At 34.0% G+C, this 14,299-nt stretch carries 3 protein-coding genes; all 3 read left to right on the top strand.

Annotated elements, in window-relative coordinates:
• Positions 1-42 precede the first annotated feature (42 nt).
• The 3 genes from TL18_RS09805 (at position 43) to TL18_RS09795 (ending at position 14,088) form a co-directional block, all read left to right on the top strand.
• On the top strand, positions 43-4,947 hold the full coding sequence (locus TL18_RS09805; RefSeq protein WP_082706461.1) for a cobaltochelatase subunit CobN: 4,905 nt from the start codon (positions 43-45) through the stop codon (positions 4,945-4,947).
• A 144-nt stretch (positions 4,948-5,091) separates the two neighbouring features.
• Positions 5,092-9,420 carry a right-handed parallel beta-helix repeat-containing protein gene (locus TL18_RS09800; RefSeq protein WP_067044927.1) on the top strand — a complete coding sequence of 1,443 codons (4,329 nt, stop codon included), beginning with the start codon at positions 5,092-5,094 and terminating at the stop codon, positions 9,418-9,420.
• Between the two features lie 303 nt (positions 9,421-9,723).
• Positions 9,724-14,088, top strand: coding sequence for a hypothetical protein (locus TL18_RS09795; protein WP_067044924.1), 4,365 nt, complete (start codon positions 9,724-9,726; stop codon positions 14,086-14,088).
• Positions 14,089-14,299: the final 211 nt, after the last annotated feature.

Here is a 14,299-nt window from a genome sequence, read left to right as displayed (position 1 = left end):
AAATATAACTTAAATATCATAGTATGAATTGCTATGTTTCACATGATTAATTTGAAAGGAGGTGAAAATACGGTAAAAATTAATAAAAGGTTATTATTCGCATTAATTATATCTATATTGCTTATATTTTCTGTAAACGGAGTATTTGCAGGAGATAGTAAAACAATATCTGATGTAGTGGGTACTCCAATAGAACAGGATGGATTGACGCAGAATCATCTAATTCCAAAAGTTATAGGCTCTCAATCAGATGAGGGGAATTTAACAGCAGGCAGTAATGTAATTAATGTTCATGTAACTGACTCTTATAACGAAACAGGCAAAACTTGGGATGAAGACGGATTTGATCTGGCCGGAGCTACAGTCAAGGTATTCGACTCTTCAAATAAATTGATTTCAACACATAAAACCGATTCAAAGGGTAATGTTGCAATTAAAAATTTGGGATCAAGCAAATATTATTTAGAGGTTAGCTATTTAACTTATGAACCAATCAAATTGGATGAGATTGATTTTACTCATAAAAGCGGAACTGTTAATATTGACGATGTAATGTTTGTTCCCGACATATTGCTATTGGTAGATTATAATTCCCACAATGAGAAGGTTGATGTATTAATGAATATGTCCAGAAGAGTTGCTTTTATCAGTACAACTGATTTTGATACATCTAGATCCTGGTTAGTTGAATATGCAAAGTTTATGCACATTGACATGTTCTCTGAATCCGCATACAGCGTTCTGACAGCCAAATATTTAAAGGAATTGTTAGCAAGGTCACCAGCCAATGCCGAGTATAATGTCGCATATACATTCAGTGTTTATTCAAAGCAGATTTTAGACAATACCGGTTTGCATGTTGTCGGTGCTTCTGCAAAAAACAATACCTTTGACACTATTGAAAATACGTACATAGGTTCTTATTTCCAAGCCCGTGATATTGCAGAGTCTGATATTCTAATAAGTAACATGAAGAATTATTTAGCTTATGTCTGCTATTTGATTAATCCTCAAAAGTATTCTGATCCGACTTTAGATGAGAATAATGCTCCTTTAATGTCTCCTGAATGTGGATTTTACCATCCGGATTTAGGTTTGTACAGTTTAACACCTAACGGAACATTGATTAATTCATGGATTCATGAAAATCCCGGTTACACTCATAGTTCTGATGGTAGTCTAAATTGGATGACAGAAAATTATGTGGACTGGTTAACAGAGGAATTGGATCCAACCGGTTTATTTAAAACATTTGAGCACGATTATATTGAAATGTTCCATCCTGATAAGCCATTCATAGCCATAGCTTCTTACTATGGTGGTGAAGAAGTAAGCGAAGCATTAATTAGAGGCTATGAAGCTAAAGGCAGACCTGCTTTTAACGTATTTAAAACAGGAACTCAGCCTCCTATGTCAGAGATTATAAATAAGATTAATAATATTTCAACAGTAGGCATATCTGCGATAAACTCATTATGCAGCTGGTCTTTAGATTACGCTAATGGTACTGCAGAACCGGATTTAACTGACATTGATTTGCATGTATTGAAAGGTATTGTTGAGATTTCAGAATACAGTTACAATAGTGATTTAGGTCCTCAAGCTGAATGGACATTCATGGTTACTTATCCAAGTTTTGAGGGTGTTTTTGGCCAAGTTGCATTAACTTATGTTGACGTCTATGGTAAAACTCATGTTATCCAGGAAGGTGTCGATAAGATGGTGCAATTAAATTGTAAATGGGCCGATTTGCATGATTTAAATAATTCTGATAAGAATATTTCCATAATGTTGTATAATTATCCGCCGGGTAAGGCAGAAATCGGTGCTTCATATTTGGATGTATTTAGCAGTACTTTTGATTTGCTTTTAAAGTTATATGCTCAGGGATATGATATTGGCGGAACTGTAGAATATTCTGATGATTACAATGAGTTTATTATAAATTCAAATGAAGGATTTAAGATAAACGGAACTACAATTAATAAAATAACATTACAAAATTTAACCGATTTAATTTTTGACATGAACAACAAAGGGTCTTGGGCATCAGGATTGCTTGAAAAATATGTTGAAGATAATTGGGATTATTTAATGAAACATCATCAATTGATTTCTCTTAAAGAATTTGAACAATTGACTGCTGATGTTAGAGATGAATTATATAACGAAATGATTAGCTATTGGGGGGATAACCTAGGCCCTGCAATGGTTTATAAAGATAAGTATATTGTAATCCCTGGAATCTGGTTCGGTAATGTATTCATAACCTTCCAGCCAAGTAGAGGTTGGGAAGAAGTTAAGGATTATCACAGTTTAACCATTCCTCCACACCAGCAATATGTGACATTTTACGAGTGGATGGAAAAAACCGCTAATATGAACGCTATTGTTAGTATGGGAACTCACGGAACAGTGGAGTGGTTGCCTGGTGTAAACTTAGGTGCATTCCCTGGAGATTGGACTTTTGAATTGTCTTTAATCCCTACTGTATATCCTTATATTGTATCCAACCCCGGTGAAGCAATGGTTGCAAGAGACAGAAGTTCTGCTTTAGTAATTACCCACATGACTCCAGCAATGGTTTCATCTGAATTATACGGTAATTATACTGTATTGAAAAATTATATTAATTACTATAAAGAACAGTTAAGTCTTAATGTAACTTCAAATGCGGAATCTTACAGGGATAAGATTTTAAAATTAGCTCCGGAGTTAGGTTTCAGAAACCTTTCCGAAAATGAATCTTTTTCCGATTGGATAGATGAACTACACATTTATTTAGATGCTATGGAAGACGATTTCAATACGTATGGTCTCCATACAATAGGTAAAATCTTATCCGGTTATGAACTCTCTGAAGAGGTCGTTACAATTGTTACTTCCCAAACTAGGATTTATGATCAATTAACTGAATTCTTATATCCTGATTTAAAAGGCTTGAAATTCTATGATGACTTGCAGGGCAATCTTAAATATGATAATGAAGTTAGAGCTATTAAATCCTTCTTGAAAGATTATGCAGTCCGTCTTGTTAATGGAACTAGTGTAGAAGAATTAAATAAAGAATTGGATATTAAAGAAGGCACTGCTTTATATAATTCAACAGTATATTGTCGAAGCATTATTGAAAACATTCAAAGAAATAATGAATGGAATGCAATTTTGCTCGCATTATCCGGACGTTATGTAAAAGCAGGATTGTTCGCTGACCCGTCTTATGGTGATTCTATACCTGTTGGTTATGACGGTTATGCTTCTGACCCAACAAGGATGCCATCTCATGCGGCTTATGAATCTGCTGTTAAAATTGTAGATTTGCTTTTAGCAGATTACTTTGAAAAACACGGCAAATGGCCGGAATTGACTTCATTAATCTTATGGGGTACAGAAATCTCCAGAACAGAAGGTATTGGTGTTGCTGAATTCATGTATTTATTAGGTTGTAAACCAGTATGGGCGGATAACGGAAAAGTTCTAGGTGTTGAACAGCTTCCATTAGAAAATCTAACTGTAAAATTGAATAATGGCAGTGTTGTAAACAGGCCTAGAGTTGACGTATTTGCTAGTATGGTTACAAATAATAAGGATTGGATTACTTGGATGTTGACTTCAGTCAACTTAGCTTTAAATGCTACCGGCGAAGATGAAACTAACAATTATGTCATAAAACATTATGCAGAAAACCCAATGTTGGATAGGTTGTTTGGTCTTCCGGGTAATGTATTGGAAGGAACTGGTATGTCCACTTTCATTCCAAATACTGCAGACTGGAACATATCCACTGTAAATGAAGTTGCATCAGATATCTATCTAAATAAGGTATCCTACTCCTGGACATTGGATGAAAAAGGCAATATTGTTATCAATAAGCAAAAGGAAAACTATAAACATTTACTTGATAATGTTGATTTGATTTCCCAAAACTTTGACAGTTCATGGAGATTATTTGACTCTGATGATTACTATGACTGGTTTGGTGGATTGTATAATGCAGCTAATATCTTGAAGGAAAAATCCGGTAAGGATAAACCAGACACTGCATTCGTCGATATTAGGAATAAGAACAATTACGTTTCAAGAAATTATAATGAAGAAGTCGAATTTGAGATTCGTAGCATGTTGTTGAATCCTAATTATTTCAATTCATTAGTCGGTACTGCTGCAGGTAGTAATTCTCTTGCAGCCAGATATCAGAATATGTATGTTACCCAAGTTTTAAGTGGTGAAAAGCTAAACAGCGAGTTAGGTAATCAATTGGCGGATGTAATAACTGGTATCGCCAGCGGAGTGACAGGTTCTTCCACAGCGGCAGGTGCACAATCTTCCACTGCATGGTTAATTTATATGGCTCAACAAGGACTCTGTGACATTGATGCGTCTAGGGTTCAGAAATTAGTAGACACCTATATAGATAATGTTATTGACTATGGTGTTGCATGTTGTCACCACACATGTAAGAATTTGGCTTTCAATTCACAGCTTATTCAAATGAGCTCTTTGACTGCAGCTCAAAAGCAAAAATTCGCCGAAATTCTTGCTCAGGCTACAAATACTAACCCACTATTCGTTATGGATGATAATGGGGACAGTCAAGGTGAAGCCAATGACAATGGAAATGATGATGCAACCGAAGAGATACTTGTTAATGGAACCACTCAGGAACAATCTGACGGTTCAAGTGAAGGGGGCAAAACTGCTTTCGGAGCAGATCAAGGTGAAACAGGTGATGCAAAAGTTGCAGACCCTCAAACTTCACAGGATTCATCTGGTGCTAGTGCCAGTGCTAAAGCCTATGAACTTTCACAAAAATCAGCATCCAAATCCGCTGCAGCTCCAACAGAGTCAAGCATGCCTATATTCGTAATTATTGCAGTTATCATTCTAATTGCAATTTTCTTGGTTGGATATGCTAAAACTGACGATGATGATTATGATGATTACTAGTTAGTCATCATATATTTTTTACTTTTTTTAGAAATTTTTAAATATTGTATTTTATCAAAACTAATAATATATTAGAAAATTTTTAAAGTATATTTTAATTAAACTTTAAAATATTTTTATAAATTCAATTTGATGAGGTATAATATGAGCAAAAAGATTAAGATTTTTGTTTTATTGCTACTTATATTATTATCTATTGGTGCAGTCAGCGCTGCTGATGATATAAATACGACATTAAGTAGTGATAATTCTATTTCAGATACGTTGGAGATATCTGACAATAACGATAACGTTTTAGAACAAAGTTCGGATGAGGTGGTCTTGTCTGCTCCGAAAACTTACACGGTCAGTTCAAGCAATTATGCAAGTAATTTCGATAATGAAGGTAATTTTATAAGAGAAGGTGTAAATCCTGGAGATACTATTAAATTAAGTGGTGCTTTTTCCGATTGCAACTTTATTTTTGATAAGTCTCTAAATATCATTGGAGTCTCATCCAATTTAAAAAATTCAAAGATTACTCTGCTTAGTGGAGCTTCAGGAAGTACAGTATCCAATTTGAATATTCAGAATAACGGTCAAAGGGCTGTAGGAATATTTTTAAATTCAGCTTCAAACTGTGTAATAAGCAATTGTGTAATTAAAAATACAGGAGAAGCCGCATATTGTATTTGTTTAGCCAACAACTCCAATTACAATAACGTAACAAACAATGAGTTGACTGCATATGGGGTGACTTATGGTCATGGATCCAGGTCAACTACTCCATTGCTTGTTACAGGTTCTCACCACAATAATTTGATAAGCAATAATGTTGAAGCTGACGATGCAAACGGTATTTATTTATCAAACTTTGGTACTTCCCCAATGGGTGGAAATTCAAATTACAATACCATTATGAGAAACACAGTCCACATTAACGTAATCCCTACATCATGGTGTTATGGAATTCAGGTTATGGGTGATAGGAATACAATTAAATACAATACTGTAATCGGTGCTTATAGAGGAATATCAACCGATGGTACTGCTAATAAAATATTTTACAATACAATTGTTAATCTCACAGGTGCTGATTACAATAATCTTAATGTGGTAACCGGTGGAGAATTTGGTATTGTAGGTAGTTATGAGTCACAGATTGTTGGTAATGAAATCATCAACTCTAAAGTCATTAATACAGGTGCTGGAATTTCAGGTACTGACAATACCATTATAAACAATAATAAAGTTACAATAACCGGTGACGGTAGAGGTATTTTTGCTCCAGGTGCTAATGTTACTATCAAAAATAATGTCATTGTCACAGAATATGGTTCCGGTATCAACCAGAAAATGGAAGTGGCTGGTCTTTATGTTACAAAAAACAATATTACTTCAGTCAGCGGTGTCGGAGTCTTAGTTGAAAAGCTAAGTTCAAAAAGAATGCCTTCCTATGTTACAGTTATTGGAAACACAATCAAAACAGGAAATAAATATGCAATAGATGTAAGTGGTGTTCAGGCTGACACATGTACAATCGGTCCTAAGGACAATACCATCATCGGCAATGGATTAATCAGTTTGCCGGCTGGAGTTTATGATGGTTCAAAACCAAGTTACATTTTCAACGGAAATACATTTGTTATCACTGCCAGTAATTATGCTAAATATATCGATGCTAACGGTGGTTTGACTTCCGAGGTAAAAGATGGGGATATTTTAGATTTCAGAGGCAATTTCCAAAACAAAATCATCCTTGTGAACAAAGCTGTCAAAATCACAAGTAACAAGAAAAATGCATTGTTCTCAAATTCCACCTTTAAGGTGACTTCCGGAAATGTTTTGATTGAAAACTTGAAAATAGTTAATGACGCTACCAATAGGGTAAATGCTTGGGGTATCTATGTAAATCAGGCTCCGGGTGTCAGAATAGTTAATAATGATATTTCAGTAAAAGATTCAAAAGCGGCTTATGCGATTTATATCTTGGAATCAACCTTTGTGGATGTATTTAATAATAAGCTTAGCTCTGACGGTGATTATTTAACTTATACATTACTTTCATATGCTTCCGAGGATTGTAATTTTGCAAACAACACAATTACCACCAGTGGTACCGGGGAAGTTTATAGCTTTAGGCCTGAAGTATGCATTGACGGTAATGAAGTTGTTATAGACGGTAAAAGATACTGTATTGATGGTAATGAGATAACTATTGACGGTAAATCTTATTGTATTGACGGCAATGAGATTGTAATCGGGGGCACTAGATATTGTATTGATGGTAATGAGCTTGTAATCGATGGTAAAAGATACTGTATTGATGGTAATGAGATAACTATTGATGGTAAATCTTATTGTATTGACGGCAATGAAATTGTCATTGACGGTACCAGATATTGTATTGATGGTAATGAGCTTGTAATCGATGGTAAATCTTACTGTGTAGATGGTGGAGAGCTTTGTATTGATGGAAAAGCTTATAATATGGGAACTGCACATGTCGTTTCAGAAATTTATAGAACATACGGAATTTTATTATTATACTCATCAAACAACAATGTTTCTGGCAATGATGTTAAAGTGACTTCCAAATTGGCTAAAAAATACAGTCCAACATCTTCAACTAATTCCTTGGTTGGAATTGACGTATACTTTAACTCCCATAACAACACATTATCCAACAATAATGTTTTCGTAAGCGGTAAGGATAATTATATTTATGGTATGGGTGTTTTAGGATATAATACTGGACACAGCGCTCCAGAAGGCCAAGGTGCAACCAACACAGTCTTTGACGGTAACAAGATAACTATCAATTGTACTTCATATTGTCAGGAAGGTATTATTGTAGGTCATGAATCATGGAATACAATTATCAAAAATAATGTAATTGATGATAATGGTATTGTCGTATATGGAATCTACTTAGAAACCTGCAGCAACTCTACAATCGATAATAATACAGTCATTATAAAAGGACAGGCTGTTTACGGTATTGAAGGATATATGTCTGACAATAATATAGTATCCAACAATGTCGTTAATGCAAACGGAAGACAAACCTATGCTGTCATATTCTGCAATGGTAACAACAATAGGATTATATCAAATAAGATTAATTCAAATGGTGATGGTAGAGATTTAACAATCACTGTTCTGGATTCTATCGGCACTGGAAATGCTGGAATTCATCTCAAATCAAATTCTTGCAATAACTACATAGAAGATAATGAAGTTTATTCTAAAAAAGGATATGCAGTACTTCAAAACACTATTGCTGTTAATAATGTAATTTCAAATAATCTTTTGGATTCTGAAAAAGGAATCGGGGACAAAGCTGTAAATAATGCTAAAAACAATAATGTCTCTGGTAATTACAAATATGTTGTCAATCCAACAACCAATAATGTCAGAGTTCCATATTTGGGAACAGGCAATTTTGAGGTAACTTTTGGTAGTCAAGCAAATGGTGGATTCCTAAAAGTTTATGATATTGAAGGTAATTTGATAACCAATACAAAAGTCAGATATGGTGTAGCTAATTTCGATTATAAATTTGACGAATCTTACATTCCTGCTACTTATACATTTACTGGAGTATTTACTAAAAATAATTACAAAACTACTACATTTGACATTTTATCCACAATAGTCAAAGGAAATCTTGTCGTATCCGTTCCTGCACTTTCAGGATTCCAAGGTGAAACTGCCAAATTCACTGCAACTGTAAAAGATGAATTAGGAAATCCGATTAAAGGTGCTACTGTCGAATTTAACAGGAAAAATTCCGTAGGCAGATTGACTCTTATGGGTTCTGCTACAACCAATAAAGATGGTTTGGCTACTTTTGGTTATGATGTGACAAACGCATTGGATTTAGGTGAGTATGATGTTGTCGCAAGTGTCAAACAGGTGCCTTATTATAAAGATGCTGAAACCACTTCCAAATTGTCTGTAATTTCAGGCACAGGTGTTATAATAAGTATTTTTGATTATGTTGGGCCTGGTGGTATTTTAGCCATGATAAAATATTCAAATGGTGTTGTTATTAAAAATAAAGCAGTAGATGTTAAAATTGGTAAAAATTGGCATTCTCTTGTTTCTGATAAAAATGGTTATATCTACTTGCCAAGTTCTGTTACAAATGGTGTGTATTCGATAAAAATCTACACCAATGGCCAAAACAATTATAATGTGGCAACTGCTATTAAGACAATTACTGTAAAACCATTGATTGAGGGTAGCAAGGATTTATCCGCAAGTGTAGGATCTGCTGTAACACATAAGGTGCGTATTGTTGGCACTGATGGAAAATATGTTGGTGCAGGCAAAGTAATCACATTTGTTGTTAATGGAGTATCCTCTACTGCTAAGACAGACAGTAATGGTTATGTAACATACACTGCTAAATTCAATACTGCAGGCACCTACAAAATCATTACAAAATGGAAGGGCACACAAGTGACTAATAAAATCGTTGTTAAATAATTGGAATGAGCACATTTTAAGCAAATTAAATAATGCTTAATGTGTTGCTTTTTTAATATTTTTTTCCAATTTTTTTTAATTTTATAAACAGATTTTCAATTAAATTGTATTTTATAATCTTTGTTTTATTTTTTATTCAATTTTTCTTTAATTATCTTTAAATATTTTTAAATCATATACTATTAAATAATAGTCAAGTATTTTATTTTCATAGGCTATGATAATTTTTGATATTTATTAAAACGAGGTGTAATTATTAAGGCAAAAGGTTTTATTATTCCATTCATCATGCTTTGTGTTTTGATGTTGTCATTGAGCGCTTCTTTTGCTGCTGATGATAATACAGATGTCATTGCTTTAGATGATGGAGTAATGGATGTTGAAACTCTTGCTATTGATGATAATCAGGTAGTAAGTGTAAATAGTGCCAATGTCGTAACTAATGATACCTTTTACAACTATTTCGATAGTACAGGATCATTGTTATCAAATGTCACTTCAAATGAATTGACTTTTAAAGGAGATATTTCCGGCGTTGGTGTTGATACAATTGTGGTTGACCGTCCAATAAAATTCGTCGGTAATAATGCTACAATTGAAAATATTGCTATTGATATTGAATCTGATGATGTAATCATCACTGATTTTACTATTAATCAAAATAATGGTGAATACGCTATTTCCATTTTAGATGCATCTGATGTTCAAATAGAAAATACAATTATTAATTTTAAGGCTATAACTGATTCTTATGGTTATGCAATAGATGCAGACTCCTCAAAAGGAATAAAACTTATTAATAATGAAATTAATTATGTCGGTACAACCCAAGGTGCTGGTATTAATAATGGAATTCGTGTTTATAATTCCAGCGGTGCACAAATCAATGGAAACAAATTTAATTTAAAATTAGTTTCTAGTTATGTCCCTTGGATGGAAATTCCGCCGGGTTCCAGTAATTGGGTGATGTTCCCTGTTTCTGAAGGTATTGTTGTGGATTCTTCAGATGATGTTGAATTTGCGGATAATAATGTAAATGTTACTTATACAGACATTTGTGGATCTTATGATACAATCTATGCTGTAGATTTCAAGAATTCTGATAATGCCGTGATTTCTGGTAATAATATTGATGCTAAAGGTCACTCCTACATTTACGGTTTAATTATTTCCGGTGATAACTTCAATATAACAGGCAATAATATTGATTCAGAGTCTGATGTGTATTATGCTAATGGTATTGATATTGAAGGTCCTGCTACCGGTGTAGTTGAGAATAATGCCATTAATGTTTATGGTGTCACTTCCGCTTATGGTATCTATTCAGGTATGAACGGTGCTGCTGTTAAAGCAAATTATAATGAAAACAAAATTTATGCTGAAGCTTATTCTGCTTTCGGTATGAGTCTTGGTGATGTTGAAAGCACTATCTTAAACAATGATATCGTTCTTAAAGCTAATTATACTACTGGTATTGCTTCTAAAGTTAATAAGTTGACTGCTAAGTATAATGAGATTACCATGACTTCCTCTGAAGTTGGTAATGAGTCCATTTGGGAAGAGTTCGGAATTGAAACCGTTGGTATTAAAGTCGTTTCTGGAAATGCTAATTTGGCATATAATAAAATCACTGGCCCTGGTGTAGGTATTGCTGTTTCCGGTAAAAGCATGGCGGTTTCACGTAATGTAATCAGATTAACCGCTAATAAGGATAAAGATGCTTATGCTATTGTTGTTGATGGAGTAACCAAATTGAACATGCTTAGAAATAATGTTAGGTATGTTGGTGCTACTGAAGGTACTGGTATTAACAATGCGGTTTTAATTTCCAATGCTAAAAAAGCAACTGTTAGTGGCAACACTATCAAGGCTGATTTGGTTTCCTGTTATGTTCCTTGGGCTGAAATTCCGTCTGGATCTGGTAATTGGGTAAGTTTCCCTGTTTCTGAAGGTGTTGTAGTATCAGATTCTGATAATCTTGTATTTGACTCTAACATAATTAATATTAAATATAATAATGTTTGCGGTAGTTATGATACTATTTACGCTGTTGATTTCAAGAATTCTGACAATGTTGTGATTTCTGGTAATACTATTGATGCTAAAGGTCACTCCTACATTTACGGCTTAATCATTTCCGGTGACAATTTCAATGTTACCGGCAATAATATCGATTCCGAGTCTGATGTGTATTATGCTAATGGTATTGATATTGAAGGTCCTGCCACTGGTGTAATTGAGCTTAATGCAATCAAAGCTTGCGCTGTCACTTCCGCTTATGGCATTTACTCTGGTATGAATGGTGCTGACGTTAAGGTTACCTATACTGACAATGTCATCAATGCTGAAGCTTATTCTGCTTTCGGTATGAGTCTTGGTGATGTTGAAAGCACTATCTTAAACAATGATATCGTTCTTAAAGCTAATTATACTACTGGTATTGCTTCTAAAGTTAATAAGTTGACTGCTAAGTATAATGAGATTACCATGACTTCCTCTGAAGTTGGTAATGAGTCCATTTGGGAAGAGTTCGGAATTGAAACCGTTGGTATTAAAGTCGTTTCTGGAAATGCTAATTTGGCATATAATAAAATCACTGGCCCTGGTGTAGGTATTGCTGTTTCCGGTAAAAGCATGGCGGTTTCACGTAATGTAATCAGATTAACCGCTAATAAGGATAAAGATGCTTATGCTATTGTTGTTGATGGAGTAACCAAATTGAACATGCTTAGAAATAATGTTAGGTATGTTGGTGCTACTGAAGGTACTGGTATTAACAATGCGGTTTTAATTTCCAATGCTAAAAAAGCAACTGTTAGTGGCAACACTATCAAGGCTGATTTGGTTTCCTGTTATGTTCCTTGGGCTGAAATTCCGTCTGGATCTGGTAATTGGGTAAGTTTCCCTGTTTCTGAAGGTGTTGTAGTATCAGATTCTGATAATCTTGTATTTGACTCTAACATAATTAATATTAAATATATTAATGTTTGCGGTAGTTATGATACTATTTACGCTGTTGATTTCAAGAATTCTGATAATGTTGTGATTTCTGGTAATAATATTGATGCTAAAGGTCACTCCTACATTTACGGCTTAATCATTTCCGGTGACAATTTCAATGTTACCGGTAATAATATTGATTCCGAGTCTGATGTGTATTATGCTAACGGTATTGATATTGAAGGTCCTGCTACTGGTGTAGTTGAGAATAATGCTATTAATGTTTATGGTGTCACTTCTGCTTATGGTATCTATTCAGGTATGAATGGTGCTGACGTTAAAGCAAATTATACTCAAAACAAAATTTATGCTGAAGCTTATTCTGCTTTCGGTATGAGTCTTGGTGATGTTGAAAGCACTATCTTAAACAACGAGATTATTCTTAAAGCTAATTATACTACTGGTATTGCTTCTAAAGTTAATAAGTTGACTGCTAAGTATAATGAGATTACCATGACTTCCTCTGAAGTTGGTAATGAGTCCATTTGGGAAGAGTTCGGAATTGAAACCGTTGGTATTAAAGTCGTTTCAGGTAATGCTAATTTGGCATATAATAAAATCACTGGCCCTGGTGTAGGTATTGCTGTTTCCGGTAGAAATATGGCAGTTTCACGTAATGTTGTTAAACTCACTGGAAATAAGGATAAGGATGCATATGCTATTGCTATTGAAGGTGTTAAAAAATTGAACATGCTTAAGAACAATGTTAAGTATGTTGGTGCTACTAAAGGTACTGCTATAAATAATGCGGTTTTAATTTCCAATGCTAAAAAAGCAACTGTTAGTGGCAACACCATAACAGCTAAGTTGGTTTCCTGTTATGTTCCTTGGGCTGAAATTCCTGAAGGATCTGGTAATTGGGTAAGCTTCCCTGTTTCTGAAGGTGTTGTAGTGCAAGACTCCGATGATATCCAATTCGATGCTAATTTAATCACCGTTAACTATAAGGGTGTTTGCGGTAGTTATGATACCATCTATGCTGTAGACTTTAAGAATTCTGCTAATGCTAGGATTTCAAACAACGATATTGCAGCCAATGGCCATACCTACATTTATGGTATTATAATTTCAGGTGATGATTTCACAATTACCAATAATAATTTGGATATCGTCTCTGATGTTTATTATGCAGATGGTATTGATGTTGAAGGTCCTGCTACCGGTGTAATCAGTGGCAATACATTAAATATCTATGGTGTCACTTCCGCTTATGGTATCTATTCAGGTATGAACGGTGCTGATGTTAAAGCCGATTACATAGACAATATTATTTATGCTGAAGCTTACTCCACTTTCGGTATGTCCCTTGGTGATGTTGAAAGCAAGGTTTCCGGAAATAATATTGATCTTAAGGGTAATTACACAACAGGTATTGCTTCAAGAGCATCTAAATTAGCTGTATATAGTTGTAATATTAATGCTAAAGGTTCTAATATTGGTAATGAATCCATTTGGGAGGAATTTGGTATAGAAACTATTGGTATTAAAGTTGTTGCCGGTGTTGCAACTATCAAGGATAACACTGTAAATACTACAGGTAAATATTCTGTTGATTTGAAAAATACTAAGTCTTCAGTGACTTACAACACTTTATATGCTAAAAAATTATCTGGAAATAAAAGTGTTAGCTTCACTGGTAGTGCGACAGTTAAAAACAACAGCCCATAGCTGTGGAAAATCATGTTGAAATAGAGATTTTTCAATCTCTATACTTTTTTTATTTTTTCATCTACATTTCTAAATTAATATTTTTGCATTTTCTCAATATTAATCAGTATTGATGATGTTTCATCGTTTATTTTAGTGAATTGTATTTAAAATTTAATTTAATTAACTGTTGTTTAAATTATTTTGATACTTTTTTCTCTCGCCAATATGT

Origin of the sequence: Methanobrevibacter sp. YE315, from assembly GCF_001548675.1 — an archaeon.
Taxonomy (GTDB): Archaea; Methanobacteriota; Methanobacteria; order Methanobacteriales; family Methanobacteriaceae; genus Methanocatella.
Note: the sequence above shows the minus strand (reverse complement) of the source record. Positions and strands in the feature narration are given on the sequence as shown.